The 26448-nt window shown below is 62.0% G+C and carries 26 protein-coding genes; 9 read left to right on the top strand and 17 right to left on the bottom strand.

Annotated elements, in window-relative coordinates; all coding sequences use genetic code 11:
• Positions 1-4 precede the first annotated feature (4 nt).
• The gene (locus CSAL_RS01575) at positions 5-406 is read left to right on the top strand and encodes a hypothetical protein (RefSeq protein WP_011505623.1); all 402 of its coding nucleotides are present in this window, start codon (positions 5-7) and stop codon (positions 404-406) included.
• Positions 407-421: 15 nt separating this feature from the next.
• Positions 422-817 carry a hypothetical protein gene (locus CSAL_RS01570; protein ID WP_011505622.1) on the top strand — a complete coding sequence of 132 codons (396 nt, stop codon included), beginning with the start codon at positions 422-424 and terminating at the stop codon, positions 815-817.
• Between the two features lie 251 nt (positions 818-1068).
• On the opposite strand, the gene pcaG is transcribed toward CSAL_RS01570, so the two are convergent.
• The 5 genes from pcaG to mdlC all read right to left on the bottom strand — a co-directional run bounded on the left by pcaG (position 1069) and on the right by mdlC (position 6354).
• Entirely contained in the window at positions 1069-1701 is a 633-nt protein-coding gene (gene pcaG / locus CSAL_RS01565; RefSeq protein ID WP_011505621.1) for a protocatechuate 3,4-dioxygenase subunit alpha, read from the bottom strand.
• Positions 1702-1704: 3 nt separating this feature from the next.
• On the bottom strand, positions 1705-2445 hold the full coding sequence (pcaH, locus tag CSAL_RS01560) for a protocatechuate 3,4-dioxygenase subunit beta (RefSeq protein WP_011505620.1): 741 nt from the start codon (positions 2443-2445) through the stop codon (positions 1705-1707).
• Positions 2446-2616: 171 nt separating this feature from the next.
• Positions 2617-3549 (bottom strand): pca operon transcription factor PcaQ, encoded by a 933-nt coding sequence (gene pcaQ, locus CSAL_RS01555; protein WP_011505619.1) that lies wholly within the window; start codon positions 3547-3549, stop codon positions 2617-2619.
• Positions 3550-3684: 135 nt separating this feature from the next.
• Positions 3685-4704, bottom strand: a complete 1020-nt coding sequence (locus tag CSAL_RS01550; protein ID WP_011505618.1) for a TRAP transporter substrate-binding protein — start codon at positions 4702-4704, stop codon at positions 3685-3687.
• 63 nt (positions 4705-4767) lie between these two features.
• On the bottom strand, positions 4768-6354 hold the full coding sequence (gene mdlC, locus CSAL_RS01545; RefSeq protein ID WP_011505617.1) for a benzoylformate decarboxylase: 1587 nt from the start codon (positions 6352-6354) through the stop codon (positions 4768-4770).
• Positions 6355-6451: 97 nt separating this feature from the next.
• On the opposite strand from mdlC, the gene CSAL_RS01540 reads away from it, so the two are divergent.
• A complete protein-coding gene (locus tag CSAL_RS01540) occupies positions 6452-7378 on the top strand; it encodes a LysR family transcriptional regulator (protein WP_011505616.1) in 927 nt (308 codons plus the stop codon).
• A 37-nt stretch (positions 7379-7415) separates the two neighbouring features.
• Here the strand turns inward: CSAL_RS01540 and CSAL_RS01535 are convergent, their stop codons facing one another.
• From CSAL_RS01535 to CSAL_RS01495, 9 genes are all read right to left on the bottom strand, one after another.
• Positions 7416-8429: a TRAP transporter substrate-binding protein gene (locus CSAL_RS01535; RefSeq protein WP_011505615.1), complete on the bottom strand. Its 1014-nt coding sequence runs from the start codon at positions 8427-8429 to the stop codon at positions 7416-7418.
• Positions 8430-8503: 74 nt separating this feature from the next.
• Positions 8504-9790, bottom strand: coding sequence for a TRAP transporter large permease (locus CSAL_RS01530; RefSeq protein WP_011505614.1), 1287 nt, complete (start codon positions 9788-9790; stop codon positions 8504-8506).
• A complete protein-coding gene (locus tag CSAL_RS01525; protein ID WP_011505613.1) occupies positions 9780-10307 on the bottom strand; it encodes a TRAP transporter small permease in 528 nt (175 codons plus the stop codon). The genes CSAL_RS01530 and CSAL_RS01525 overlap by 11 nt, the downstream gene beginning before the upstream one ends.
• Before the next feature lie 18 nt (positions 10308-10325).
• Positions 10326-11348, bottom strand: a complete 1023-nt coding sequence (locus tag CSAL_RS01520; RefSeq protein ID WP_043557882.1) for a TRAP transporter substrate-binding protein — start codon at positions 11346-11348, stop codon at positions 10326-10328.
• Between the two features lie 93 nt (positions 11349-11441).
• Positions 11442-12611 carry a bifunctional 3-oxoadipate enol-lactonase/4-carboxymuconolactone decarboxylase PcaDC gene (gene pcaDC / locus CSAL_RS01515; RefSeq protein ID WP_011505611.1) on the bottom strand — a complete coding sequence of 390 codons (1170 nt, stop codon included), beginning with the start codon at positions 12609-12611 and terminating at the stop codon, positions 11442-11444.
• A 10-nt stretch (positions 12612-12621) separates the two neighbouring features.
• Positions 12622-13827: a 3-oxoadipyl-CoA thiolase gene (pcaF, locus tag CSAL_RS01510; protein ID WP_011505610.1), complete on the bottom strand. Its 1206-nt coding sequence runs from the start codon at positions 13825-13827 to the stop codon at positions 12622-12624.
• 10 nt (positions 13828-13837) lie between these two features.
• Positions 13838-14614 carry a CoA-transferase subunit beta gene (locus CSAL_RS01505; RefSeq protein ID WP_011505609.1) on the bottom strand — a complete coding sequence of 259 codons (777 nt, stop codon included), beginning with the start codon at positions 14612-14614 and terminating at the stop codon, positions 13838-13840.
• On the bottom strand, positions 14611-15432 hold the full coding sequence (locus tag CSAL_RS01500) for a CoA transferase subunit A (RefSeq protein ID WP_011505608.1): 822 nt from the start codon (positions 15430-15432) through the stop codon (positions 14611-14613). Before CSAL_RS01500 ends, CSAL_RS01505 begins: the two co-directional genes overlap by 4 nt.
• A 158-nt stretch (positions 15433-15590) precedes the next feature.
• Complete coding sequence (locus tag CSAL_RS01495; protein ID WP_011505607.1) at positions 15591-16925, bottom strand: class-II fumarase/aspartase family protein; 1335 nt, start codon at positions 16923-16925, stop codon at positions 15591-15593.
• A 126-nt stretch (positions 16926-17051) separates the two neighbouring features.
• Between CSAL_RS01495 and CSAL_RS01490 the strand changes: the two genes are divergently transcribed.
• Genes CSAL_RS01490 through CSAL_RS01480 form a run of 3 tightly spaced genes read left to right on the top strand, consistent with a single transcriptional unit; the run spans position 17052 to position 19650 of the window.
• On the top strand, positions 17052-17843 hold the full coding sequence (locus CSAL_RS01490; protein WP_011505606.1) for an IclR family transcriptional regulator domain-containing protein: 792 nt from the start codon (positions 17052-17054) through the stop codon (positions 17841-17843).
• A gap of 40 nt (positions 17844-17883) precedes the next feature.
• A complete protein-coding gene (locus tag CSAL_RS01485) occupies positions 17884-18666 on the top strand; it encodes an IclR family transcriptional regulator (RefSeq protein WP_011505605.1) in 783 nt (260 codons plus the stop codon).
• A gap of 36 nt (positions 18667-18702) precedes the next feature.
• Positions 18703-19650 (top strand): AEC family transporter, encoded by a 948-nt coding sequence (locus CSAL_RS01480; protein ID WP_011505604.1) that lies wholly within the window; start codon positions 18703-18705, stop codon positions 19648-19650.
• Positions 19651-19806: 156 nt separating this feature from the next.
• Here CSAL_RS01480 and aroQ read toward each other — a convergent pair whose 3' ends face one another.
• Genes aroQ through CSAL_RS01465 form a run of 3 tightly spaced genes read right to left on the bottom strand, consistent with a single transcriptional unit; the run spans position 19807 to position 23001 of the window.
• Positions 19807-20238 (bottom strand): type II 3-dehydroquinate dehydratase, encoded by a 432-nt coding sequence (gene aroQ / locus CSAL_RS01475; RefSeq protein ID WP_011505603.1) that lies wholly within the window; start codon positions 20236-20238, stop codon positions 19807-19809.
• On the bottom strand, positions 20235-21101 hold the full coding sequence (locus tag CSAL_RS01470; RefSeq protein WP_011505602.1) for a shikimate dehydrogenase family protein: 867 nt from the start codon (positions 21099-21101) through the stop codon (positions 20235-20237). The genes aroQ and CSAL_RS01470 overlap by 4 nt, the downstream gene beginning before the upstream one ends.
• 52 nt (positions 21102-21153) lie before the next feature.
• Positions 21154-23001 carry a bifunctional sugar phosphate isomerase/epimerase/4-hydroxyphenylpyruvate dioxygenase family protein gene (locus CSAL_RS01465; RefSeq protein WP_011505601.1) on the bottom strand — a complete coding sequence of 616 codons (1848 nt, stop codon included), beginning with the start codon at positions 22999-23001 and terminating at the stop codon, positions 21154-21156.
• 386 nt (positions 23002-23387) lie between these two features.
• Here CSAL_RS01465 and CSAL_RS01460 point away from each other — a divergent pair, with 386 nt between their 5' ends.
• The 3 genes from CSAL_RS01460 to CSAL_RS01450 are packed head-to-tail and all read left to right on the top strand — an operon-like array spanning position 23388 to position 26437.
• Positions 23388-24389: a tripartite tricarboxylate transporter substrate binding protein gene (locus tag CSAL_RS01460; protein ID WP_011505600.1), complete on the top strand. Its 1002-nt coding sequence runs from the start codon at positions 23388-23390 to the stop codon at positions 24387-24389.
• A gap of 59 nt (positions 24390-24448) precedes the next feature.
• Positions 24449-24919, top strand: a complete 471-nt coding sequence (locus CSAL_RS01455) for a tripartite tricarboxylate transporter TctB family protein (RefSeq protein ID WP_011505599.1) — start codon at positions 24449-24451, stop codon at positions 24917-24919.
• An 18-nt stretch (positions 24920-24937) separates the two neighbouring features.
• Positions 24938-26437 carry a tripartite tricarboxylate transporter permease gene (locus tag CSAL_RS01450; protein WP_011505598.1) on the top strand — a complete coding sequence of 500 codons (1500 nt, stop codon included), beginning with the start codon at positions 24938-24940 and terminating at the stop codon, positions 26435-26437.
• Positions 26438-26448 lie beyond the last annotated feature (11 nt).

Here is a 26448-nt window from a genome sequence, read left to right as displayed (position 1 = left end):
ACGTATGAGCCAGCACGATATCTACGTGACTCTGCTTTTCATAACGGCCGGGTTGGGCGTGCTGGCCTTTCTGCTCGTCATCGTTGGCATGATCCTCGCACCATTAATCATCGAAAAGGTCGACCGAGCGCTGGGGCCGCTGGCATCGGACAAGGAGCTGTTCTTCAAGGGACTGCCACTCTCAGCCCACCGGATGAGCGGCTACGGTCTCAAGGTGCTGAGCCGTAACACCCAGTGGGGCCAACACCGAATCTATCGCGATCGCCCCGATCGAGTTCACGCCGTCGAAAGAGCCCCCGCCTGGATCCTCAACGTGGTGACGTGGATCTACGCCAGCTTCGTGATCGTCGCTCCGATCGCCTTTCTGCTGGCCTTTATCGTGATCAGGCTTCACGACTCTGGATAAGGTGAACAGGCAAAGATGAGCAGTTATTCTTGGGAAACCATTTTCGCCCTGGGCTTTGCCTTGTTCGGTGGCCTGACTTTTTTGCTCGGTCTGGCGTGCATAATTTTGGCCCCCCTTCTGATCAATAAAGCCGATGACCACTTCTCTTGCTTCACACAGCAAGACGAGATCCTCTTCAAGAGCTACCCGGTATCGTTCGCGCGAATGGGCCGCTACGGCCTGATGCTGATGTCGAGGGCCTTTCCCCATGCCTCGGCTCGGAACTTCGATGATCGTCCTGATCGACGACGGGCGATCGAGCAATCGCCTCGATGGCTGCGAATGGTGCTGATGTGGATCTATGGGGGCTTTGGTGTTGTCGCGATCTTTGCCGTGCTGTTCGGCTGTGCAATGAGCTTCACAGGTCGTTAGGATTATTCATGGCCATTTATAACGCCTTGGCTGTCATTGGGACATTCTTTGGAGCGATGGTCTGTCTCCAATCGAGTACGAGCGGCGTTACACACAGATCTTGACGGGTGTCTCGAAGACCTGGGGGCGATTCAGGAGCAGGCAGCCCATTAAACTGACCTGCCCCTCCAAGGGGCATGCTGACTTTGGCTTAAGAAGTTTGTTCATGCCCACGTATCATGATGCGCAGGATCAGACATCGAGCAGTTGGCTCAGAAGTCGAAGAACACCGTCTCCCCTTCGCCCTGCAGCCGGATATCGAAGCGATAGCGCACCTTGCCTTCGCTCTCTTCGCGCTTGGCGATCAAGGTCTGACGGCGCGTGGGGGATTCCACCGCATTGAGCACCGGGCAAGCCGCGTTGGCCTCGGCTTCGTCCTCGAAGTACAGCCGTGTGTGCAATTGCATGTTGATGCCGCGCGCGAACACGGCGAGCGTGACGTGCGGTGCCATCATGCGTCCGTCGCGACGCGCGACCTGGCCCGGCTTGATGGTGTGGAAGCACCACTCGCCATCGTTTTCCACCGTGGTCGCGGTGCGTCCGAAACTGTTGAACGGCGCCTGCAGGTCGAACTCGCACTGATAGTGGCCTTGGGCATCGGCCTGCCAGGCTTCCAGCAAGGCATCGCGCACCAGGTCACCGTTGCCGTCGATGACCCGCCCCACCAGCTCGATGGGCTGTCCCTCGGCCTGCGGCGATGCCAGGCGGTTCCAGATCTCTTCCTCGCGCGGCGGCAGGCCGGCGATATCCAGGGCCAGGCCGATGTGCACGTAGGGACCGGCCGTCTGCGACGCGGTTTCGCGCAGCATGAGCGCGGCGCTGGGCTGGGAATTCGGCTGTTGCATGGTTTACCCCTGATTCTCGAAATAGGTTTGCAGTTCACCGCGAACGACCAGGTCGAAACGGTAGGCCAGGCAATCCATCGAGCGGCTGCGCGCCATGTCGAGACGACCGACCATTGTCTCGACGGCTTCGGGATCGCGCAGGGTCTGCACGATGGGGCACAGCGGAATCAGCGGGTCGCCCTCGAAGTACATCTGGGTAATCAGGCGCGTGGAGATCGACGGCCCCATCACCGAGACGTGTATGTGCGCCGGCCGCCAGCTGTTGATGTCGTTGGGCCAGGGGTACGGGCCGGGCTTGATGGTGCGGAAACGGTACCAGCCCTCGTCGTCGCTCAGGCAGCGCCCCACGCCGCCGAAATTGGGATCGAGCGGTGCCAGGTAGCCATCCTTCTTGTGACGGTAACGGCCGCCGGCGTTGGCCTGCCACATTTCCACCAGGGTATTGGGCACCGGCTTGCCGAACTGATCGACGACGCGTCCGAACAGCAGGATGCGTTCGCCGATGGGCAGCCCCGCCCGTGCCTCGTCGTCGGCACGGAAGTTGAGCAGCAGGTCGTTGTCGTGCGGGCCCATGCGCAGGCGCGTGAAATCCGGGCCGGCGAGCTCCGAGACACTCGGCGTCTGCAGACTGACGTAGGCCTGGCTGGGGGAGCGCGCCACCGTCGTCTTGTAGCCCGGCGCATAGGCCGGGGGGTGCCAGTTACGGTCGCGCTCGACGAAGCGCTTGTTATCGTTGAGAGGCATGCGAGTCTCCTGATCGAAAGGACCGCGGCGCCAGCGAACGCCGCGATGACATGCCTCATTGTCCGCGCTGGGCCCCAGCTGCCAATTGAAATGGCTGCCCGCCCCCATAACCCCAAGGCTATATCGGCCAAAGGTCTATGCGACGAAAGAACGAGCCCTCTCGGCCCCGAGTCACGTTCCCTCGGGGCTGTCCGCGCGCTCGGCGACGCTCGCGTGCAGGCATTCGCGCAGGATCTCGACACCGGCATTGGGCGGCAAAGCGATGTTGGTGCACAGGCCCACCGAGCCGCCGCGCGATTCGAGGCGCACGGGGAGTCGCCGCAGGCGACCCTCGTGCATGTCGTCACGCACGGCATCCAGCGGCGCCACCCAGACGGCATCGCTGCGCATGGCATAGCGACGGCTCAGCGGCAACGACAGGGTTTCCAGCGCGATGCGCGGCGGCGTACCGCCTCGCTCGACCCAGAAGCGCTCGACCTGATCGCGCAGGGTGGTCGACGTCGGCGGAACGATCCAGGGGTAAGCGCCGAGCTCCTCGTCGACCCGCGCCTTGGATGCCAGCAGGGGATGGTCGACGCGCACGGCCAGCACCAGCGGCTCGTAGTACAGATGCTCGAACTGCAGGCCGCGGATTTCGCGCGCTTCGCTCATGCGCCCCGCCACCGCGTCCAGCTCGCCGGCCCGCAGGCGCGACAGCAAGTACGCGCTGGGGCCGGTGACGACGTGCACCCGCAAGGCCGGCGCGCGGCGGTGCAAGCGATGCAGCGCCAGCGGCAGCAGCCCTTCCTCGACGGTCGACAGCGCGCCCATGCGCACCACGGTATCGTGCTGAGCCGCGTCGCGAACCGCTTGAAAGCCCTCCCCGAGGCTGCGCAGCGCCGGGCCCGCGTGGCGCAGCAGCGTCTGTCCCGCGGCGGTCAGCGTGGCCCCCTGCGGGCTGCGCTCGAACAGCGTGGCGTCGAGCATCTCCTCGAGCTCGCGGATCGTCTTGGACATCGCCGGCTGGGTGATGGAGAGCGCCTGCGCCGCCTTGGCCAGGCTCTGCAGACGCGCGACCTCCTGAAACGCCATCAAATGGCGCAGCTTGACGCGAGCGCTCAGCATCGCAGTGTCCTCACGGGTGGCGGGCGCGGACCCGGCGCGTGCGCCGTCATCTCGCGCCTCGCCCGGGTCAGCCTCGATGCATCGAGGATACCAGCCGCCGCGCCGTACCGGCCACGGCGCAGTCCAGCCAAACGATCAGCGGGCGCAGGCACCATCCCGCAGGGACAGCGCCTGCTCGTATACCGCTCGTGCGTTGTCGATGCCGCGTTCCTCCAGGCGTTCGAGGTAGCGCTCGGTACCACGCTTCAAGGGACCTGACCACTGCGGATCGTTCAGGGGGTCCTCGACGTGGTGGATGGTGTCGCCCTGCTCGCGTGCCTGCGCCTTGCCTTCGCTATCGAGTCGATAGAAGACCTCGCCCGCCTTCTCTGCCCAGCCCATGCCGGTATTGGCATCGATGGCCTCGCGTGCTTCCGGCGACAGCGCCTCGTAGGCATCGCGATTCATGGTCGCCATCAAGGCGCCCGTGTAGTAGGGAATATCCAGGTGATAGCTGGCCAGTTCGTTGACCTGGAAGACCTTCATGGCTTCCCAGGGAAGGCTCAGACCATCGATCACGCCACGCTGCAGCGAGGTGTAGATGTCCGGTGCCGGCATGCCCACCGGGTCGGCCCCCATGCTTTCCAGCATGTCGCTGGAGACTTCGCTGGGCGTGCGGATGCGCAGGCCCTCGAGATCCGCCGGCGTTTGCACCTCCGTGTCGCGTGTGTGCAGCGGTGCCGGACCAGTAGTGAACAGGAACAGCAGATGGGAGTCGGCGTATTCGTCCCCCAACGCCCCGTCATCGTAAAGCGACTGCAGGATACAGGCGCCTTGCGGTGCACTGGCCGATACCCCCGGCAACTGCACGATCTCGGTGAGCGGAAAGCGTCCCGCCGTATAGCCCTGCAGCGTGACGGTGATATCGGCGACGCCGTTGACGACGCCCTCGTAGGCGCTGCTGGCCTTGCTCAGTGTCTGCGAGGGATAGATTTCCACCTCGAGCGCACCATTCGCGTCTTGCGTGACCTGATCGGCCCAGGCCTTGATCAAGTCCTGATTGACGGCGGACTGCGCCGGCCATAGATGGCCCAGGCGCAACGTGGTGTCGGCGTGAACGCCGGTGGCGGCGGTGAGGCCGAGCCCCAGCAGGCAATAGGAGATGGCGTGCTTCATGGTGATACCTCGTTATCATTGTTGGATGTTCACTGACATGGCGCTCGTCGAACGCCCAAGCCCTCAGGGCTCGATGGTCGTTGTCGGCACCTCGATCACGCGCGGCCGATCATCGGCAAGGGCCGCTTTCAGGGCTGCCTCGAAGGCTTCCCGGGACGCCGCCTGCTCGGCCTCGACGCCATAGCCCTCGGCCAGGGCACAGAAGTCGAGACCGGGCACGTCGAGGCCGGGCGAATCCTCCGCATCCAGCAGACGGGAGAACCAGCGCAGGGCACCGTAGGTGCCGTTCTTCAAGATCACGAAGACCACCGGAATGCGGTATTGCGCAGCGCTCCACAGCGCGGTGATGGCGTAATTCGCCGAGCCGTCGCCGATCACCCCGATCACCCGGCGTTCGGGACAGGCCAGCTGCACGCCGACGGCCGCCGGCAAGCCGAAGCCCAGCCCGCCGGCGGCGGGAAAGAAGTAACTGCCCGGGTGGCGCATTTCCACTCGCTCCCAGAACGCCGTGACCGTCGAGGTGGATTCCTTGACGTAGATCGCGTCCTCCGGCGCCATCGCGTTCATGACGTCGAACACCGTCTCCGGTGTCAGCATCCCCTCGGGGTCGACCTGCGGCTCGGGGGCGGCTTGCGGCTCGGGACGCGCCCGACCGCTTTGCCGGACACGCGGCACCAGCAGGTCCAGCATGGCGTGGATGTCACCCACCAGGGCATCGCCCATGGGTGCCCGTGCGGCCTCCTGCATGTCGCAGGTCAGATGAACCAGTTCGGCGCCATCGGGCAGGTAACGCCCCGGCGCGTACTGGTGATACCGGAAGACCGGCGCACCGATGACGACGATGAGATCGTGACCGTCGAGGCGGTCCGAAATCCCCTGGATCGCCGCCGGCAGGACGCCACGAAAGCAGGCATGACGCGTCGGGAAAGGGCAGCGCGAGGCCGACGGCGCCACCCAGGCCGGCGCATTCAGGCGCTCGGCCAGGGTCACCGCCAGGGCATTGGCGCCATAGGCGTCCACATCCGGCCCCAGCACCAGAACCGGGTTGCGGGCCGCGTTCAGGCGCTCGACGAGCGCCTCGACCTGGGTCTCGGCGGGTTGCGCGGCGCTCGCCACCTGACGGGCGCTGAGCAGCGCGGCATCGTCATCGACCGCGTGCCCCCAGTCATCGTGGGGAATCGACACGTAAACCGGACCGCGCGCCGGCAGGCAGGCCGTGTGGATCGCCTGGCTCAGGGCCCGTGGCACGTCCTCGGGACACGCCGGCTCATAGCTCCACTTGACCAGGGGGCGGGGCAGCTGCGGCGCATCGACATTGGCCAGCATCGATTCCACGCCGATCATCGAACGGGCCTGCTGTCCCGCGGTCAGCACCAGCGGCGAATGCGAATACCAGGCGTTGGTCAAGGCGCCCATGGCATTGCCGGAGCCGGCGGCGGCATGCAGGTTGACCAGCGCCGGCGCCCCGCTGGCCAATGCGAAGCCATCCGCCATGCCGACGACCACGCCCTCGTGAAGACCGAGAATATAACGAAAATCGGCAGGAAAATTCTTGAGGAAAGGCAACTCATTGGAGCCAGGATTTCCGAAAATCGTCGTCATTCCCTGACGGCGCAACAAGTCATAAGTCGCAGAATGAACGGTTGGCATAACCACCTCGAAACGTCGTGTTCTTGAACGATAGTTTTCTTGCCAATACCACTCAAATCATTATTCTTTCTAAACAAAATAAATGGGACTTATTCGGATGCGCCCTATCGACCTCAATCTCGTACGGACATTCGTGACGCTTTATGAGTCAGGCAGTGTCACGCTCGCCGCCCATAAGCTCAATGTGACGCAACCTTCGGTCAGTTACTCCCTCTCCCGCTTGCGCGAGCTTTTCGACGACCCGCTTTTTTCCAGAACGCGCGACGGCATGGCCCCCACCTTTTGCGCCATGCGTCTTTACACCTCGTTCCGACAGGCCTTGACGCAGATCGAACAGACCTTGAGCGACGCCCAGCACTTCGATCCCGAGCAGTCGCAACGTCGTTTTCGCCTGGCCCTGACGGACCTGGGAGAAACGACGCTCCTGGCTCCCATCCTGCGCCACATGCGCGATCTGGCGCCCGGGGTCGAGCTGGAAGTCGTGCCACTGGAAATCGACAAGGTCGTGTCATGGTTCGACAACAAGAGTGTCGATGCCGTCATATGCAGCCGGGATATTCAGGCGCCCAGTCTGGGGCGACGGCCCATCATCGAAGAGCGTTATGTCGGCCTTCTTGGCCGACGGCATCCGCGTATCGGACAGACATTGAGCATGGAGGCATTCAGCCGTGAGGATCACGTCCAGGTCTCTCCCACGACAGGGCATGGGCTGGTCGAAGATGTCTTGAAGGAACGGGATATCACGCGCAAGGTCAGTGTCGTGGTGCCGCACTTTTCCGCCTTGCCGCGTCTATTGGAAAGCACGTCGCTACTGGCGATATTGCCGGAGCAGATCGCGGGCCTTTTTACCCAGCAAGCGGACCTCAAGCAGGTGGAATTGCCGTTCGACATTCCCCCGGTCGAGGTCGCTCTCTACTGGTCACGCCAGGTCGACGATTCAGCGGCGCAGGAGTGGTTCCGGCGCACGCTCATCGAAGCGACAAGCCGTCATCATGACGAGACGGTCCCGCCGGAAACGCCCTAGGCGTCAGGGCGCCTCCGGAGGAATCAGAGCCTCCCTATCAGGCGTCGCAAGACGCCTTGAGGGTCATGACATTGTCGTAGGTCTGCGCGCCCGGCAGGCCCTTGCCCTGCAGATCGCTGACATAACGATTGATCGTATCCTTGAGTACCGGGCCCCAGTCCTCGTTCTCGAGCGGGTTTTCGATGGTGATGATTTCATCCCCCGCATCGAGTGCTTCCTGGCGTCCTTCCTCGATCAGTTCGTCGTAGACGCTGGCCGCCTTCATCGACCATTCCATGCCGCTGTGGTCATCGATGACTTTCTTCAGGTCATCCGGCAGGCTGGCGTAGTCGTCCTTGTTCATCGTCGCGATCAGTGCCAGATCGTACAGCGGCACTTCGGTATGGTAGTTGACGAGCTCGTTGACCCGGAACGTCTTGGCCCCTTCCCAGTTGATGCTCAAGCCATCCATCACGCCGCGCTGCAAGGCGGTGTAGATATCCGGCGCGGGCATGCCCACGGGCTGGGCGCCCAGGTCCGCCATCATGTCGCCCACCAGCGAGGTGGGACGGCGCAGCCGCATGCCTTCCAGGTCGCTGGGCGTTTCGAGAAGCTTTTCCTTGGCGTGCAGGTAACCCGGACCGGTCGTGAACATGAACAGCACGTGCGAGTCCGAATATTCCTGGTCAAGGTCGCCCTGGTCATAGAGCTTCTGCAACACGCAGGAGCCTTGCCGGCTGCTGTTGGAGACTCCCGGCACCTCGACGACCTGCGTCAGAGGGAAGCGCCCCGAGTTGTAGCCCTGCGCCGTGGCGCCGATATCGGCGATCCCGTTGACCACGGCTTCGTAGGTGGCATCGGACTTGGCGAGCGTCTGGCCGGGGAACACCTGCACCTCCAGGCGCCCGTCCGAGGCTTCTTCCACGCTGTCGGCCCAGGCCTGGAAGATTTCCTTGTCGATCTTGGATCCCCCCGGCCAGACGTGTGCCAGACGCAGGGTTTCCGCCTGCGCCAGGCCAGGCATCACGGCCAATCCAAGGGTCAAGCCAGCGGCGTAATAGATTGTTTTCATTGTTGGTACCTCATGATGTGTTGATGGCTAGCGTTTGTGTCCTTTCATACCACTCGCGCGTTCCACTCCTGGAATCAGATGAGAAACAGACTGAGTACGGGAAATGCGATCAATAGCGCCAGGCGCACGAAATCGGCGGCGATGAAGGGCGCGACCCCCTTGAAGATCTCGCCCAACCCCACGTGGGGAGCCATGGCCTTGATGACGAAGACGTTCATTCCCACTGGCGGCGTGATCAAGCCCAGCTCGACGGTCAGTACCGTCACGATGCCGAACCAGACCGGGTCGATGCCCACGCTCTGAATGATCGGAAACACCACCGGCACGGTGATCACCAGCATGGCGATGGAGTCCATGAACATGCCGAGCACGAAGTACAGCAGCAGGATGCACAGCAGCACGACGATCGGAGTGAGATCCAGGCTGAACAGGAAATCGCTGATGGTGAAGGAGATCCGCGATACCGAGATGAAATAGCCCAGCGTCTCGGCCCCGACCAGCATGAAGAAGACGACCGAGGAAAGCGCCAGCGTTTCCTGTACCGACTGCCACAAGCCCCGGGCGCGCATGCCTTTGGCCACGGCATACAGCAAGGTGGCGAAGGCCCCGACGCTCGCCCCCTCGGTGGGCGTGAAGGCACCGAAATAGATCCCCAGGATGAGCAGCAGGAAGACACCGAAGAACGGCACCAGGCCCACCAGGGACTTGACCTTCTCGCTCCAGGTGGTGGATTCGCCGGCCACGGCCAACGACGGCTTGAGCCGCATCACCACCGTGATCGCCAGCGAATAGAACAACAGCCCCATCAGGCCGGGAATGAGCCCCGCCATGAACATGTCGCCCACCGATTGCTCGGTCAGGATGGCGTAGATCAAAAGCGCGATGCTCGGCGGAATCATGATGCCCAGCGTGCCGCCGGCGGCCAGCGCCCCTGTCGCCAGGCCACGGTTGTAGCCGTAACGCTCCATCTCCGGGAGGGCGACGCGGGTCATGGTGCTCGCGGTAGCCAGGGAGGAGCCGGAAATCGCCGAGAAGATGCCGCAAGAACCGATCGCCGCGATGGCCAGGCCGCCTTTCCAGCCGCCACAGATGACGCGGGTGGAATTGAACAGCTTCCCGGCCATGCCCGAATGCGCGGCCAGCACGCCCATGAGGATGAACATGGGCACCGCGCTGAAGCTGTAGTTCGACAGCACCTCCACGGGCACGGATTTGACCATCGACAGGGCCGCGCCCATGTTGATGACCTGCGAGAAACCCACCACCCCGACGATGAGCATCGTCAGCGCCACCGGCACGCGCAGCATCATCAGCACCAGCAGCAAGGCCAGGCCGATACCGCCAATCATTTCACTCCCCATGAGCGGTTTCCTCCTCTTGGCCGAAGACGCCGCTCAGCAGCACATGCAGCAGGCTACGCAAGCTGAGCAACGCACTCAGGAAGGCGGCAAAAAGATAGATGGGTCCCATGGAAATGCGCAGGTCCTGCGTGACCTCGCCATGCTCGAGCGCGCTCATGCCCGAATCGATCAGCCCCGTGCAGAGAATGAACCCCATCACGGCGAACCCGATCAGATAAAAGCCATGCAGGCGTGTCTTGAGCGCATCGTTCATGCGATGGGTCAGCGCTTCGACCACCACCTGGCTTTTCTCGACGCTCGCGGCCATGGCCGCGAGCAGGGAGAACAGCAACAGATAGCTGACCAGTTCCACGCTGCCGGAGACGCTCAGCGAGACCGCGCCCCCGGTCAGCCGGCCCAGATAGCGCAGCCCCACGTCGAGGATGGTGACCGACAACAATGCCAGCAGCGCCACGCCGGCAATGAGCCTGCACAGGGAACCCAGCCAGTGGCTGAGCCGAGTGAGCCCTTGCTGCATACCGTTCTCTCCTAGGCCTTATTCGGCTGAGCAGGATTTACGTGCTTCGAGGGCGGCGTAATAGACATCACGCGCTTGATCGAGGCCTCGCGACTCCAGGTCGCCGAGGTATTTATCGATGCCCGCCTTGAGTGGTTTCTGCCACGCGGAATCCTCCAGCGGATTGTCGATGACGCGGATGGTATGCCCCGCCTCCTCGGCTTCCTTCTTGCCGGCCGCATCGATCGAGGCGAAGACCTCACCGGCGTTGTCGGCCCACTTCATGCCGGAGTTTTCGTCGATGGCCTTTTGCTGCTCGGGCGACAGGCTGTCATAGGTGCTCTGGCTCATGGTGGCCACGAAGATCAGCGTGTAGAACGGCACCTGGGTGTGGTACTCGGCCAGCTCGTTGAGCCGGAACGTCTTCATGCCTTCCCAGGGAAAGCTCAGGCCATCGAGCACCCCGCGCTGCATGGAGGTGTAGATCTCCGGGGCCGGCATGCCTACCGGCTCGGCGCCCATGTTGTCGAGAATATTGCCCGCCACGGCGGTGGGGCGACGCATGCGCAGGCCTTCAAGATCCGACGGTGTCTGCACGTCCGTCTCGCGGGTATGAATGTACCCAGGCCCGGTGGTGAACATGAACAGCACATGGGTATCGTCGTATTCGCTGGCGATCTGGCCATCGTCGTAGAGCGTCTGGAGTACGCAGGCGCCTTCCGGCGCCGACGATGCCACGCCCGGCAACTCCACGATCTGGCTCAGCGGAAAGCGGCCATTGGTGTAGCCCTGCGCGGTGATTCCGATATCGGCGATCCCGTTGGTGACGGCTTCATAGGTTTCATCGGCCTGACTCAGGGTCTGTGAGGGATAATTCTCGACCTTGAGTTCACCGTTGGAGTCTTTCTCCACCTGCTCGGCCCAGGCGTCGAAGATCTGCTTGTTGATGGCGGAAGCGCCCGGCCAGAAATGCGACATGCGCAATGTCGTTTCCGCCTGCGCGGTGGAGACGGCAGCCGCCGTCAGGGAGAGGGTGAGCATGCAGGTAAGCGTACGTTTCATGGCGTTGATTCCTCTTGTTATCTCGAAGGAGGCCATGCTGGCCTCCCGATTCCACAGCCGTTCCACGACGACCGGAGCCCGGCCGGGCACGGGTTACAGGCTATTGCCCCAGCCCAGTTTCTTGGCCATCGCGAAGGCATGGTTGGCGGCCGGCACGCCGGCATAGATCGCGACATGCATCAGCGCCTGACGCAGCTGCGCTTCGCTCAGGCCGATGCGCTGCGCCGTCTTCAGGTGCAACTCCAGTTCACCGTCGCGCCCCAGCGCCGCCAGCACCGCCAGGGTGATCATACTGCGCTCGGTACGGCTCAAGTCGTCGTTGCCCCACAACTCGCCCCAGGCCAGACGCGTGATCATGTTCTGGAAGGGCGCATCAAGCGTGGTGGCGTTCTCGCTGGCGCGCTCGACATGCGCCTCGCCCAGCACCTGCTTGCGCGTTTCCAGACCGGCCGCGTAGCTCACGCCCTCGGCCCCGACGGGAGCGTCGCCCAGCCAGGTACGCAGTCGCTTGGCCACGGCCTCGGGAACTTCCACGCTCGGCACATGGGCGATGCTTTCGAGCACCTCGAGGCGCGCATCGCCGAACTGAGAGGCCAGCGCTTTCAGGGTATCGGGCGGCGTGGAGAGGTCCTCGCGTCCCCCGAGCAAGCGCACCGGCCCCGCGACCCCGCGCAGTTGTCCGCTGAAGTCGGTGTCGGCCAGCATCTCGCAAAGCCGCGCGTAGGACTCGCCATCGGTACGCGCAAGCTGGGTCTTCCAGCCCGTGTAGGTTGCCGCATTGCCTTGCGCGAATGCCTCGGAAAACCAGCGCGGAACGATCTCGTCGGCCATGGCGGCCAGACCTTCCTGGCGCACGCGCGAGGCCCGCGCATGCCAGTTGTCCGGGGTGCCGATGACCGCGCCGGTGTTGGTCAGCACGACATCGGCGAGGCGTTCGGGACACTGGATGAGCAGCTGCTGACCGACCACGCCGCCGATCGAGGTGCCCACGAAATGAAAACGCGCCACCCCCAGCGCATCGGCCAGGGCCAGGGCGTCTTCGGCCAGCGCGCGGGGCGTGACCGCCTCGGTCAGGCCACTGCTGGCGCCATGGCCAGGCAGATCCCAGGTCACGCAGCGGAAACGACCACGCAAGGCGGCGACCACGTCCTCCCATACGTCCTGGCTCATGCCCAGCGGGTGTGCCAGCAGCACCGCCGGCAGCGCGGCTTCACCGCTGTCGCGATAGGCGATCGTGCGCTCCGCCACCGTCAAGAAAGCCATGCCGTTCTCCTCAAACGCGTTCGATCAAAGTGGCCACGCCCTGGCCCACGCCGACACACATGGTGCAAAGGGCGTAACGCTTGTTCTGTACGTGCAGCTCGTGCGCCGCGGTCAGCAGCAGCCGCGCCCCGGACATGCCCAGCGGATGCCCCAGCGCGATCGCGCCGCCATTGGGATTGACGCGCGGATCGTCATCGGCCACGCCTAGTTCGCGCAGGCATGCCAGCCCCTGGGCGGCAAAGGCTTCGTTGAGCTCGATGATGTCGACCTCATCGATGCCGATACCCAGACGCTCGAGCAGCTTGCGCGTCGCCGGTACCGGGCCCATGCCCATGATGCGGGGTTCGACGCCGGCGGTGGCCATGCCCAGGATCCGCGCCATCGGGGTGAGACCATGGCGCGCGACGGCGGCGTCGCTGGCAACCAGCATCGCCGCCGCCCCGTCGTTGACGCCCGACGCATTGCCCGCGGTCACGCTGCCGCCATCGCGAAACGGCGTGGGCAACTTGGCCAGCTTTTCCAGCGTGGTGCCTGCGCGCGGATGCTCATCCCGATCGACGATCAGGGGCTCCTGCTTGCGACGCGGCACCTCGACCGGCGTGATCTCCTGCGCCAGACGCCCGGACTGCTGGGCGCGCTCGGTCTTATGCTGCGAGCGCACGGCGAAGGCATCCTGATCCTCGCGGGACACGTGGAACTGCTCGGCCACGTTCTCGGCGGTCTCTGGCATCGACTCGACGCCGTAGTGGTTCTTCATCAGCGGGTTGACGAAACGCCAGCCGATGGTCGTGTCCTCGATCGCCTGGCTGCGCGAGAATGCCGTCTCGGCCTTGCCCATCACGAACGGGGCGCGCGACATGGACTCCACGCCCCCCGCCAGCGCCAGCTCGAACTCGCCCGCCTTGATGGCGCGGAATGCCGTCCCCACGGCATCCATGCCCGACCCGCACAGGCGATTCAAGGTGGTGCCGGGCACGCTGGTCGGCAGCCCGGCCAGCAGCGCCGACATGCGCGCGACGTTGCGATTGTCCTCGCCGGCCTGGTTGGCGCAGCCCATGATCACTTCATCGATGGCCGCCGGATCGAGGTCCGGCGCCTGGGCCAGCACGGCCCGGAAAATCGTGGCCGCCAGGTCGTCGGGGCGGACGCTGGCCAGCGAGCCGCCGAAACGTCCCACGGCGGAACGCGTGGGGTGACACAACCAAACATCGCTCATCGAATTCTCCTCATGCCTCGCCGGCATGTTTGCGTTCGGTACGCGCCTTGAGATCCCGCAGCACGTCGAGCTCATTCGCGGAAGGCATCGGCGTAGTGTCGAGCTGCTCGGCGAAACGAATCTCCCAGCCGGTCGCGTCCTGCACCTGCTCGACGGTCACGCCCGGATGCAGCGATACCACCACCAGCTCGCGAGTCTCGGGGTCGGGCTTCATCACGCACAGGTCGGTGATCACCCGAGTCGGACCACGGCCGATATTGGGCACCCCGTCACGCGCCTTGCCGTCGCGGCCGAAGCCGAGGGTAGTGATGAAATCCACCTGATCGACGAAGGTCCGCTTGGAATGCTTGAGCGTGATGAAGACCTCGCCGGCACAGGTCGCGATTTCCGGTGCCCCGCCACCGCCGGGCAAGCGCACCTTGGGCGCCTGATAATCGCCGATCAGCGTGGTGTTGAGGTTGCAGTAGCGATCGATCTGCGCGGTGCCCAGAAAGCCCACATCGATCTTGCCGCCCTGCAGCCAGTAGCGGAACATTTCCGGCACCGACACGGTGGTCAGCGCCGACTCGCAAAGTTCGCCGTCGCCGATGGAAAGCGGCAGCACGTCCGGCTTGGTCTGCAGGGTGCCGGACTCGTAGATCAGTACCACGTCCGGTGCATGCGTCAGGCGCGCCAGGTTGGCGGCCTCGGACGGCAAGCCGATGCCCACGAAACACGTCATGCCGTTCTCCAGCGCCTTCGCCGCCGTCACGGTCATCATTTCCGCGGAGGTGTACTCGATACTCATTGGGCCTGCCCCCCTGCGTTGAAGACGTTCTCGTCGAGCCATGTCTGGAAGGTGTCACGGTCGCGCGCGATGGTATCCCACTCCTTGTAGAAGCGGTTGTTGCGCGGGTAGTAACCGTGGGCATAGGAGGGATAGGCGCCCTTCTCGGCCACGGCGATGGCGTCGATGGCCCAGCCGGGGATCACGCAGGCATTGGGACCGGCCTCGAGATCGTCGACGATCTCCTCGACGGTGACGATGCTCTTGCCCGCCGCCAGAATCGCCTCCTTCTGCACGCCGATGATGCCCTCCACCAGGACATTGCCCTTGCGATCGGCCTTCTGCGCATGCACCAGGGACACGTCCGGGCGTACCGAAGGCACCGCCGCGAGGCTCTCGCCGGTGAACGGGCACTCGATGAACTTGATCTGATCGTTGACGCTGGGCAGCTCGCTGCCCACATAGCCGCGCAGCACCGCCAGCGGCAGGCCCGCCGCGCCGGCCTCGAAGGCACAGGCCATGGCCGCATGACTGTGCTCGAAGATCTCCACCTTGTGCGGCCAGCCTTTCTCCACCGCGTCGCGCAGGCGATGCAAGGAGCCTACTCCAGGGTTGCCGCCCCACGAGAAGATCAGCTTCTTGGCGCAGCCGGCGCCGATCAATTGGTCGTAGACCAGGTCCGGCGTCATGCGAATCAGCGTCAGGTCGCGCTTGCGCTGGCGAATGACTTCATGCCCGGCGGCGAAAGGAATCAGGTGGGTGAAGCCTTCCATGGCCACGATCGCGCCATCCTCGACGTAGCGCGCCACAGCGTCATGCAGGCTAAGAAATTCGGCCATGCGGATTGCCTCGCAAGTTGTTCGCTTAGTGAACACTGGTTTGTGATACGAACAAAATAATTGCGTAGGCCTACCGCGTCAAACCGCATGACGTTTCAGCGCTCAGCTGAAAAATCAGCTAAAATTTCATAAAAAACTTTTAAAACAATAATTTACTTTCATCTCAGGCGTTCAATCACACGCTCAACCAGACAACGGCTGCTACCAATGTATGATTCAGGACGCACCGCCTGGCGAAGGGCGTCGGCGTCAATGGCACTCCCCGCGACGTCCTCGTGGGCCAGCAGTGCCTCGGCATAGTCCACACCAGCGCGACGCGCGTTTTCCGAGGCCTCGCGGGCGACACGACGGGCTTCGTCGTTGGACAGAATACTCTGCAGAACACGCGCGGCTGGCTCGGCCATGATCGCACCGCCTGTCACGCCCAGATTGCGCGCCATCACTTGATCGTTAACCTCAAGCCCGCTCAATAGATGTTGCAAGGTCTCGAGAGCTCCCTCGAGCAGCAATGCCGCATCCAGCATCGGAGCCCACTCGGCATGCCACTCTCCCAGTCCACGTTCGAGTGGCTGAGCACCGGCATTGGTCAACACGCTCAGCGCGGCATGAATCTGGCGAGCCGCCGCACGGATACGGGCGCAGCCCACCGGGTTGCGCTTATGCGGCATAGACGACGATTCACCAACGCCTGCCTCGGCAGGCTCAGCCAGCTCACCAATCTCCGTCTGGGTGAGAAGCGCGACGTCGAGGGCGACCTTCTCGGCGGCCACGGCTACGGCATCGATCGCACACCCCAACGAATGAATCGGCTGGCGATCGGTATGCCAAGGTAGCCATGGCTCAGCGAGCCCCAAACGACTCGCCATGCCAGTCATGATCGCGACCCCGGCGTCATCCAGGCCTGAATGCACGCCCACGGCCCCTCCGAACTGCACATAGAGCCCACCGGTCAACACATCGTCCAAGCGTTCACCCGCCTGGTGTAGCCCCCACGCCCATTGCCCTACCTTGGCTCCGAAGGTGATGGGCAACGCCTGCTGCATCAGCGTGCGCCCGATCATCGTCGTATCCCGATGCGCCACCATCAACGACCGACCATCGTCGATGGACGCCGTCAGCAGACGCCGGCAGCGTGCCAGCCGCGGCTTGAGCAAGAGCATCAAGGCGCTATCGACGATGTCCTGGCTGGTTGCCCCACGATGGAAATACGGCTTCAATGTATCGGGAAGGGCCGCCTTGGCCTGCTTGACGAAGGGAATCGCCGCATTGCCGCCCTTGGCGGTGTCGTCCGCTAGTGCCTCGATATCGAAGACCTCAGTGGTCAGATACTCACCAAGCGTCTCGGTAGTGCCCTTGGGCAGCATATCTAGACGCTCTTGCTCGGCGGCTAGCGCCAGTTCCACGTCGAGCATTGCCACGACGAGATCCTGGGCACTGCACTTTTCTCGGCCGGTGGCGCTGGTAAACGGGTGGCGTAAAAGTTTCTCGTACACTGGTCATCTCCCTCGTTTTTATCCTCAATGACGCATTAGCGGACATATGTTCGCAATTCGAACTCTATGCTAGAGTCAGCCAAGTGACCGAGCAATACAAAGATCAAAGACACGGTGGCGCAACAGATGAACGCACAGACCAATGACGAACCTCTCAAACCGGACGATCGCGATTTCGTGACTGCGCTGGCCAGCGGTCTGGACGTCATACTCGCCTTTGACCATGCCAACCCGCGCATGACACTCAGCGAAGTCGCCACCAAGACCGGCATGAACCGTGCCCGGGCCCGCCGTTTTTTGCTGACGCTTAACGCCTTGGGATATGTACGCAAACAGCATCGACATTTCGAGCTGGCGCCCAAGACACTGCAGCTTGGGTATGCGTTTCTCTCGGCAAACAATTACCGCTCAGTGATCCAACAGCATCTAGAGGACATTACCCAACAGACCGGAGAATCCTCATCACTGGGTGTACTCGACGGCAGCGATGTCACCTATGTATGCCGCTCTGCGGCACCGCACCGGCTGATGGTAATCACTCTGGCGATCGGCACTCGCCTACCGGCGGTAGCAACCTCGATGGGACGAGTACTACTTGCGCAATTGCCCGAGGACGAACTCGATGCCTTGCTGGAGACGGTCACCCTTGAGCAGCACACCGAGCGCACCATCACTGACAAGGCCGAACTCCGCGCCTGCCTGCGCCAGGTTCGCGAGCAAGGTTATTGCATCGTCGACCAGGAACTCGATTCTGGCCTGCGTTCGCTTGCCTTGCCGGCCTTCGATGCTCACGGCAGGTTGCTAGGCGCCATCAACGTGAGCACCAACGCCGCACGCATCGACATGACGATGCTGACCGAGCGGTTCCTGCCACTGCTTCGTGAGAAGGCGCAGCAAATCGCCAATCAGGTCAACTAACCTCCTACCGCATTTCAACCTTCGACGTAAGGAAGGAAAAATGGCTGGCAGCCTGATCGAACGCACGCTACGCGTGCTCGAGACGCTCTCGAGCGAGCCCGATGGCATCCCACTGCAGCGATTGGCCGAGCGGCTGGAAATTCCCAAAAGTGCGGCTCATCGCATTTGCAATGAGCTGGGGCGGCAAGGATACGTTCGACAAGAAACGCGCACCGGCCATTACCGGCTATCGACCCGCCTGATTGCGCTGGGGTTTCGTTATTTGGGCAGCACTGGCGCTAGCGACGTGCTGCAACCGATTCTTGATCGGCTGGCAGACGAGACTGGGGAACTAGTGCGTTTAGGTGTCATCGAAGGCGATCGTCAGACTTGGATCGCCAAAGCCCAGGGCACGCGTACCGGGCTACGCTACGACCCCGACATGGGACGCGAGGCCCCTTTGCGATACACCGCCTCGGGCCAAGCCTGGCTAGCTAGCCTCGATGATCAAGCTGCCTTGGCTCTGCTTGAGCGGCAGGGCCACCACAATCCGGAGCACTTTGGCCCCAACGCGCCGCGTACCGACTATGAACTGCTCGACCGCCTGGCACTGGCTAGAGAACGTGGTTATACCTGCTGCGTCGACAGCTCGGCATTGGGAACCTCAGCCTTCGGCGCAGTAATTCGCCACCCCATGCAAGGCCACACCATCGGTGTGATCAGCGTCGCTGGTCCCAGCGTTCGGCTAACGGAGGACCGCATGCACGAACTGGCGCCCAAATTATTGCAAGCCGTCGAGGAACTCTCGCAATGCAGCCAGGCATCGCAACTGTTCTCGGAGTGAGCCACCCATGACCGATACCCCGAGCCGTTAGCCGGCATGTTCGATATCCTGGCCATTACCACGCCTATCTTCCTGATCATTGGTCTCGGCTATCTGGCTGTGATGCTGCGCCTATTCAGCAAGGAGCAAGTCAAGGGGCTGGGCGGATTCGTGATCAACTTTGCGTTACCGGCCCTCATTTTTCGAGCGCTCGTCCAGCGACCGCTGGACGAGATCTTCAACCCTGTTTATCTGATCGCCTATGGTGGGGGGTCTGCATTGCTGTTCCTCGGCGCCTGGTTGTTCGCCCGCCAGCGTGGCAAACCCATCGGCGAAAGCAGCATTCTGGCGCTGGGTCTGTCGACCTCAAACAGTGGCTTCATCGGCTACCCAATCGCCGTCATGGTGGTAGGCTCAAGCGCCGCGGTTGCCCTGGCACTGAGCATGGTGGTCGAAAACCTGCTGATGATTCCGGCCGCACTGGCAATCGCCGAGGCTGGGCGTCAACAAGGAGCCTCTTTCCTGACCGCACTTCGCAAGACGATGTCACAACTAGCCCGCAATCCGATTCTGATCGGCATTTCCTGCGGTATCCTCGTCGCATTCAGCGGTATCAAGATTCCATTACCCTTGTTCAAGGCCATCGACATGCTGGCATCGGCTTCCGCGCCGGCTGCCCTCTTCGTGATCGGTGGCACCTTATATGGGCTGCGCATTGGTGGCATGCTGCATGACGTTTCTCCGGTCGTGCTCGGTAAACTGGTCTTGCATCCGCTGCTGATACTCGTGATGCTCTGGTGGCTTCCCCCCATTGATGCAGCTCTTGCCACTGCAGCCGTAGTGCTCGCCAGTGCGCCAATGCTCAGCGTCTACCCCATTCTCGGTCAGCGCTATGGTCACGGCGAGTCGTGTACCGCGTCACTGATGCTCGCCACCCTGCTGTCTTTCGTCACCATCAGCGGCCTTCTATGGATACTCGAGGCCTATCCAGCAGCGCTTTCATGAACGCCTCACTCGGGCATCGCAGCAAACCTCTAGGGAAAAGCGCGCCAAGTGCCGGTATCGCGCTGCCTGCTTGAGTAGCACTACTGCATAGCGCCAACATGGCGAACGTCGCGCCAACGTGGGTCATGGCGGAAGCCATCAAGCACGCGGGAGGGATCAGGACAGGGTATCGAGCGCCAGCAAGTAGCCGCGACTGCCCAGTCCGGCGATTACACCGTCGGCGCGACGCGAGACGTAGGAGTGATGACGGAACGACTCGCGCTTATGAATATTGGAGAGGTGCACCTCGATGACCCCACCCTCGTAGGCGTTAAGGGCATCGAGGATCGCCACCGAGGTATGCGTGTAGGCGGCCGGATTGATGACGATCAGACCAGTGCCATCGGTCCGAGCAGCATGGATGGCATCAATCAGATCGCCCTCGTGATTGCTCTGCAGGCAGGTGATGTCCCAGCCGTTGACAGCGGCTTTCTCGAAGAGGCGACTATTGATGTCGTCGAGCGTCTCGTGGCCGTAGATTTCCGGCTGGCGGATACCCAGCTGATTGAGGTTGGGGCCATGCAGTACCAGGATCTTATGCGCTCTCATGCATTCTTCTCCTGCAGCAAGGTCTGCTTGTAATGATCGAACAGGGTCGCGGCCTGAGCGTCGGCCAGCGACCGCTTGTCGGCATCCTCGCAGAAGAACTTGAAGGCATCCACGCCCTGGAAGACGAACAGACTGACACCGCTGACGACTTGGGCCCCTGCCGCCCGGGCGGCGGCGATGAACTCGGTGACCGCCGGCACGTAGACGGCATCGAAGATCCACTGGTCGGCGCGAATGAGCGCTGGAGGCAGTGGGTAACCCGGGCTCTTCTCATGGCCGATCGGCGTGCAGTTGACCACCCCATCACAGCGCGCGGCGGTCGCCTCCAGTGCCTCGGGTGCAACCGCTGCAGCCGAGAAGCCGGCGTGGTCGAGTTCTCGGGCGAGACGTTCGGCCTTTTCAAGGTCGAGGTCCATCAGCAATACCTCATCGGCGCCCAGCTTGGCCAGACCGAAGGCGACCGCCTTGCCCACGCCGCCAGTGCCTATCAGTAACACACGACCGGGAGGACGATCACCGACGGTGGCCCGATAACCACTGATGAAGCCGGTGAAATCAGTGTTCTCGGCCTGGATCTCGTCGTCTTGGAAGACCAGGGTGTTGGCAGCGCCGACCAAGCGCGCGCCCTCGCCAACGCGCGTTGCCAGACGCACCGCCTCCTCCTTGTAAGGATAGGTGACGTTGACGCCGCGATAACCGGTCGCCATGACCTCGCGAACCTGGCTCTCCAGCGAGTCGATCTGCGTCACCAGCGTGTCGAAAAGATCGTAGCTAGCGGGAATGCCGGTCAGCTTGCCCAGCCGCACGTGCAGGTCGGGCGAACTGGAATTCATGATGCCCTTGCCGATCAACCCAAGGCGCATGGCTCACTCCTTCAATGTCAGGTCAATCCGGCGCCCGGCGGGCGCCGTGAAATCAACGTTGCTGGCCGGCCTGGGCCGCCAGGCGGATCGGCGCATTGACGGCACCGAACTGCGAATAGCTGCCACGCCGCTCGACCACCTCGAAAAAGAAGCGGCCCATGAAGGTTTCGGTATAGGCGTGGAAGAAGTCACCATCGTCGTTGCGATCGAAGAGAATATTGCGGCTGCGCATCGCCTCGAGCAATGCATCATCGAGGTCAAAGCGGGCCGCCAGGTCGTCGTAGTAGTTGGCGGGAATGCGCAGCATCGGCAAACCTCTCGCAAGCATCGCATCAATGGTGGCGAAGATGTCGCCACTGGCGAAGGCGATCTGCTGCACGCCGCCCTGGTGCTCCGACAGGAAGCGACCCGGCAAGGTCTCGCGCGCCGAAGACACGGTCAGCGGAATGCGAACCGAGTTGTCAGGGCTGGTTACGGTCTGACTGACCACCATGCCGTGCGGATCGGCGATCTCGTGCTCGGGGCCGGCGTCGAAGCCAAACACCGTGCGGTGGAACAGCAACCAGCTCAGCAATTGGGTTGGTGGCAATACGTAGGAGATGTGGTCGATGTTGATCAATCCCGCATCATCATCCTGGCCATCCTCGAAGAGGTGGAAATCGGTCTTCCACTGCATCTCGCGTGCCTGGGCGTCGTCGACCAGATAGACCAGGCTGCCCTCGATGCCGCGCAGCGCCGGGATCTCCATCTCTCCTTCGCCTACTGGCCCCCGAAACCATTGCGCCTTGTAGTGCGCCGCTCGAGTGACCGCCGAATCGAGATCGTTGACCCTGACTCCCACCGCGCAAACCGACGTACCGTGCAGCAGCCGAAAGGTATGCGCGAAGCTATCGGTCTCGAAGTTGAGTACCAGGTGAATGTCGCCCTGATGCCATAGCTCGACGTTCTTCGAGCGATGGCGGCCGATATGGCGAAAGCCCAACGCCGAGAAGAACTCGCCGAGCGGCGCGGCACTCTCCTCGTCGAGCGTAAATTCGATGAAATGGACGCCATCGTAGCCCACCGCGGGCGGCGACGCCTCGGACCAGGCCGCGCCCTCGGCGAGTTCCTCGATCCAGATCAGCGAACGCAGTCCATCGATCGCAGTAGCTTCGGTGGGCGCCGCGCGGAAGGCATCATTGAAGATCTCCAACGACAGCGGTCCCGCATAGCCGGTGCGCGCCAGCGCCTGCATGAAGGACGCCAGAGGTAACCGCCCCTGGCCGGGGAAACAGCGGAAATGGCGGCTCCACTGCAGCACATCCATGTCGAGCAGCGGCGCATCGGCGATCTGCACGAAAGCAATCTTCTCGGCGGGAATATCGGCCATGGTCTCCAATTCGTGGCCACGCGCAAGAATGTGGAAACTGTCCAGCACGATGCCCAGTGCCGGGTGGTCAGCGCGCTTTACGACATCCCAGGCGTCCCGGTAATCACTGATATGTCGCCCCCATGCGAGCGCCTCGAAGCCAATGCGGAGTCCGCGGCGCGCGGCGCGCTCGGCCAGCTCGCGCAGATCCTCGGCAGCGCGACCAAGGTCGTCGAACGCCTGCGGCGAGACGTTGCTGCAGACCAGCAGGAAGTCGGTGCCCAGTTCCTCCATCAGGTCGAACTTGCGTTCGGCACGCTCGAAATTGCGCCGCCGCTGAGGCTCGGGCATCGACTCGAAGTCACGGAACGGCTGAAACGCGAGGATAGCCAACCCCAACGACTCGCAGAGGCTGCGAACGTCGCTCGGCGAACCGTCGAAGGTCAGGAGATCATTCTCGAATATCTCCACACCGCTATAACCTGCCCGGGCAATGGCCTCTAGCTTGCTACGCAGATCGCCGCTCAAGCATACGGTTGCAATGGCTCGCATGACAGCCTCCTGGTGGTCGGACAAGGGCCGTCGTCGACATAACATTATCTAATGTAGAATAACGGTCGCCGAACGGCTCGCTTTTGTTCGCATAGCGTTCTTTAGTTCGCATTATGGACTTTTCCCGCGCAATATTGTCAAGCGCGCTGACCCTGAAAACCGCCTTGTACCGGGGGGTAGAGCGCCGGAAAGTCAATTCTGGTACGGAGTTCCAGAATTGCTTCGACATTGGTCGTAGTCGAACATTTGACGATTGACAGCATCGCATGCCAACCCTAGTTTGTTCGCAGATAGGACGATAATTCGCTTATCGAACAAACATTCATAAACCATGCTGACTGGGTCAGCCGCCGCTACAACAATTCGATTACCTGGAGGACCACGCCATGATCAAGCAGATTCTGGCAACCTTGGCCCTGTCGGCCGGGGCTCTGACAGTCGCTTCGCCGGCTTTGGCCGACTATCCGGAGCGCAATATTCAGGGCATCATCCAATGGGGGGCCGGTGGCGCCACCGATAACGTGGCGCGAAGCCTGACACCCCACGTCGAAAAGGCACTCGGCACCAGCATCATCCTCAATAATCGACCTGGCGGTACCGGCGTCATCGGCATGAATCAGGTCATGCAACAACCCGCCAACGGCTACACCGTTCTCTACGGTGCCGAGAATCCACAGCTCTACCCGGTCATGGACCTCGCCGATTTCGATTACAGTGACATGACCCCCATCAACGTGATCGGTCAGGGCCTTGTGGTAATCGCCGCTCCCGCCGATAGCCAATTCGACAACCTCACCGAGCTACTCGACTACGCCCACAAACATCCCGGCGAGCTGCGCATGGGCGGCACCGGTGCCGGTGGCCTGCCCAGCACCGTGCTGGCCATGATCAACTCTGTCGATAGACTCGATGTCCGCAACGTGACCTTTGGCGGTGACGGACCCGGTATCACCGCTCTTCTCGGCGATCATATCGACTTCATGCCATTGAGCCTCGCCGGTGCTCAGGATCAGATCGCGGCCGGCCGGCTCAAGGGCCTGGCAGTCGTCACCAAAGAAAAGATCGAAGAACTGCCGGATACACCGCCCATCACGCAAGCGCTACCCGATATAGACTCCTATCTGCCATGGGGGCCGTTCTGGACGGTGGCGGTACACAAGGACACGCCGGATGACATCGTCACCGCCCTTAGTGATGCCTATCAAGAAGGGGTCGCCAACGAGCAGTTCCAGAACTTCCTCTCCGAGAACGGCGGAAAATCGCTCAACCTTCAGGGTGAGGAAGCCAGGCAGTTCCTCGAGCGCTGGCAGTCAGTTACCGCTTGGGCTCTGCAGAAAGCCGGTAGCGCCAAGGTATCCCCGGAAGACGTCGGCATTCCAAAGCCGTAACCCCGATCCGACGAAGCGGCGGCGGAGCGCGACTCCGCCGCGCTTGCATGGAGACTGCCATGTCCAATCATCCACCGCTCAAGGCCGGTGAACGCACCTTCAATGTGCTGTTGCTGTTGCTCAGCCTAGGCGTACTCTACGAAGCTTACCGGATCACCGGCTTCGATCTACCCAACTCCGCCGGGGCCTTTCCCCTCCTGCTCGGCGTGATCATGGTCGCTTCAATGGTCGCCATTATATTGGGCCAGCGCCGACACACTGGACCCGAGACACAAGGCGTACTGGACGAAGCTCGCCATTTCTTCCGCGAGCACTTCCCGATGGCCATCATCGTTTTCTCAGCAATGGCGACCGGCTACTTATTTTTGTTGACGTCCCTGGGCTTCATTTCCGCCACAGCGATCTTCCTTTTCGTTTCGCAGGTTTACTTGCGCCGCGGTCACTTGCTGACGTCGTCTATCGTCACCGCTGTTTCCACCGGCATCATCTACGCCCTCTTCAAACTGCTTTTCCAGGTCTACCTGCCCTGATGGAGCGAGGTTACTTATATGGCTGACTCAGTGTCTTATTTCCTGATGGCTTGGCTCGATCCATCACTCTTAATGCTAACCGCTATCGGGACCTTGGCCGGCATCTATGTTGGCGCGATTCCCGGCCTATCAGTGACCATGGCCACGTCGATTCTAATCTCATTCACCTTTTCTTGGGACGTGAATGATGCACTGGCCCTCATTGTGGGTATCTATACCGGAGGCGTTTACGGGGGTTCACGTACCGCTATATTGCTGAACATTCCGGGCGCGCCCTCATCGGTCGCAACATCGTTCGATGGTTATCCTCTCGCACAGAAAGGCGAAGCGGGACAAGCCATAGGCCTCAGTACCGTCATGTCGGTGATCGGCGGTCTCATCGGTGTTGCGGTGCTGGCGAGCGTGGCTCCCTATCTCTCCGATATGGCCCTGCAGTTCGCGCCACGCGATTATTTTCTGATTGCCGTTCTCGGCCTTTTGCTGGTCGGTAGCCTGGCCACCGAGTCGTTATCCCGTGGCATCTTCGCCGCTGCCTTGGGTGCCGTTATCGGCCTGGTAGGACTCGATCAAGTGACCGCCACACCCCGCTTCACCATGGGCAGCATGCAATTGATGGGCGGCATCCACTATGTGGTAGTCATGATCGGCATGTTCGGGGTAGCCGAAGCCTTTTTCCAACTTCACCAGCTCAATGCCCAACCGGTACGCCAGAAAGTAGACAAGATCGTTCCTTCGTTGCATCTGGTACTCAAGTTTTTTCCACTGTCCATTCGTACTTCTGTTATCGGCGTGATCGTCGGCGCGTTGCCTGGCACTGGTGGAGACATTGCCTCTCTATTTGCCTACGACCATGCCAAGCGCTCGATCAAGAAGCCCAGCCGGCCTTTCGGCACGGGTGCCTACGAGGGGCTGGTAGCACCGGAAACTGCCAACAATGCAGCCGTTGGCGGCGCTTATGTACCGATGCTGACACTCGGCATGCCCGGTGACGCGGTAACGGCCATCATCATCGGCGCACTTGTCATTCACGGGCTAAATCCTGGGCCCATGCTGATGATTGAAGCCCCCCATATTTTTTGGTTCACAGTAGGTAACCTAGTACTTGCTAACATCTTCTTGCTCATTTTTGGCCTCACCGGCATCAAGGTATTTGCAAAAGTCGTCGAACTTCCCAAAGCCATTCTGATCCCTCTCATTTTGGTGCTGTGCGTCGTAGGCAGCTATTCGCTCAACAGCAGCATGACGGAGGTTTACTGGATGCTGGGCTTCGGGGTACTCGGGTATTTCATGAAGATATTCCGCTTTCAGATGGGCCCGGTAATTCTAGGGGTAATTCTCGGCCCACTGATGGACAAGACATACCGGCAGGCGATGTCTTCTGTGGGCGATGACACTGGCAGCTTCTTACTATCACTGGTCACCAACCCGCTATCGCTGGTATTGACCATGGCTGTGGTCCTGCTTTTGTTAAGCAACACTCCCTTGAAGCGCGTGCTTTTACGCCATCATCAGACATAAAGATCGAGGCC

The sequence above is a fragment of the Chromohalobacter israelensis DSM 3043 genome, from assembly GCF_000055785.1.
GTDB lineage: Bacteria > Pseudomonadota > Gammaproteobacteria > Pseudomonadales > Halomonadaceae > Chromohalobacter > Chromohalobacter israelensis.
The sequence above is the reverse complement of the archived record's forward strand: the minus strand, read 5'-3'. Positions and strand labels throughout refer to the sequence as shown.

Excerpts from the sequence above, each read along its gene's own strand:
- pcaH (WP_011505620.1), bottom strand. The coding sequence starts at position 2,445 with ATGCCTCTCAACGATAACAAGCGCTTCGTCGAGCGCGACCGTAACTGG.
- CSAL_RS01540 (WP_011505616.1), top strand. The coding sequence starts at position 6,452 with ATGCGCCCTATCGACCTCAATCTCGTACGGACATTCGTGACGCTTTAT.
- CSAL_RS01500 (WP_011505608.1), bottom strand. The coding sequence starts at position 15,432 with ATGGCCGAATTTCTTAGCCTGCATGACGCTGTGGCGCGCTACGTCGAG.
- pcaG (WP_011505621.1), bottom strand. The coding sequence starts at position 1,701 with ATGCAACAGCCGAATTCCCAGCCCAGCGCCGCGCTCATGCTGCGCGAA.
- CSAL_RS01575 (WP_011505623.1), top strand. The coding sequence starts at position 5 with ATGAGCCAGCACGATATCTACGTGACTCTGCTTTTCATAACGGCCGGG.
- CSAL_RS01505 (WP_011505609.1), bottom strand. The coding sequence starts at position 14,614 with ATGAGTATCGAGTACACCTCCGCGGAAATGATGACCGTGACGGCGGCG.
- CSAL_RS01525 (WP_011505613.1), bottom strand. The coding sequence starts at position 10,307 with ATGCAGCAAGGGCTCACTCGGCTCAGCCACTGGCTGGGTTCCCTGTGC.
- CSAL_RS01530 (WP_011505614.1), bottom strand. The coding sequence starts at position 9,790 with ATGGGGAGTGAAATGATTGGCGGTATCGGCCTGGCCTTGCTGCTGGTG.
- pcaQ (WP_011505619.1), bottom strand. The coding sequence starts at position 3,549 with ATGCTGAGCGCTCGCGTCAAGCTGCGCCATTTGATGGCGTTTCAGGAG.
- CSAL_RS01570 (WP_011505622.1), top strand. The coding sequence starts at position 422 with ATGAGCAGTTATTCTTGGGAAACCATTTTCGCCCTGGGCTTTGCCTTG.
- CSAL_RS01455 (WP_011505599.1), top strand. The coding sequence starts at position 24,449 with ATGTCCAATCATCCACCGCTCAAGGCCGGTGAACGCACCTTCAATGTG.
- CSAL_RS01535 (WP_011505615.1), bottom strand. The coding sequence starts at position 8,429 with ATGAAAACAATCTATTACGCCGCTGGCTTGACCCTTGGATTGGCCGTG.
- mdlC (WP_011505617.1), bottom strand. The coding sequence starts at position 6,354 with ATGCCAACCGTTCATTCTGCGACTTATGACTTGTTGCGCCGTCAGGGA.
- CSAL_RS01520 (WP_043557882.1), bottom strand. The coding sequence starts at position 11,348 with ATGAAACGTACGCTTACCTGCATGCTCACCCTCTCCCTGACGGCGGCT.
- CSAL_RS01550 (WP_011505618.1), bottom strand. The coding sequence starts at position 4,704 with ATGAAGCACGCCATCTCCTATTGCCTGCTGGGGCTCGGCCTCACCGCC.
- CSAL_RS01490 (WP_011505606.1), top strand. The coding sequence starts at position 17,052 with ATGAACGCACAGACCAATGACGAACCTCTCAAACCGGACGATCGCGAT.
- CSAL_RS01460 (WP_011505600.1), top strand. The coding sequence starts at position 23,388 with ATGATCAAGCAGATTCTGGCAACCTTGGCCCTGTCGGCCGGGGCTCTG.
- CSAL_RS01450 (WP_011505598.1), top strand. The coding sequence starts at position 24,938 with ATGGCTGACTCAGTGTCTTATTTCCTGATGGCTTGGCTCGATCCATCA.
- CSAL_RS01485 (WP_011505605.1), top strand. The coding sequence starts at position 17,884 with ATGGCTGGCAGCCTGATCGAACGCACGCTACGCGTGCTCGAGACGCTC.
- pcaDC (WP_011505611.1), bottom strand. The coding sequence starts at position 12,611 with ATGGCTTTCTTGACGGTGGCGGAGCGCACGATCGCCTATCGCGACAGC.
- aroQ (WP_011505603.1), bottom strand. The coding sequence starts at position 20,238 with ATGAGAGCGCATAAGATCCTGGTACTGCATGGCCCCAACCTCAATCAG.
- CSAL_RS01480 (WP_011505604.1), top strand. The coding sequence starts at position 18,703 with ATGTTCGATATCCTGGCCATTACCACGCCTATCTTCCTGATCATTGGT.
- CSAL_RS01465 (WP_011505601.1), bottom strand. The coding sequence starts at position 23,001 with ATGCGAGCCATTGCAACCGTATGCTTGAGCGGCGATCTGCGTAGCAAG.
- CSAL_RS01470 (WP_011505602.1), bottom strand. The coding sequence starts at position 21,101 with ATGCGCCTTGGGTTGATCGGCAAGGGCATCATGAATTCCAGTTCGCCC.
- pcaF (WP_011505610.1), bottom strand. The coding sequence starts at position 13,827 with ATGAGCGATGTTTGGTTGTGTCACCCCACGCGTTCCGCCGTGGGACGT.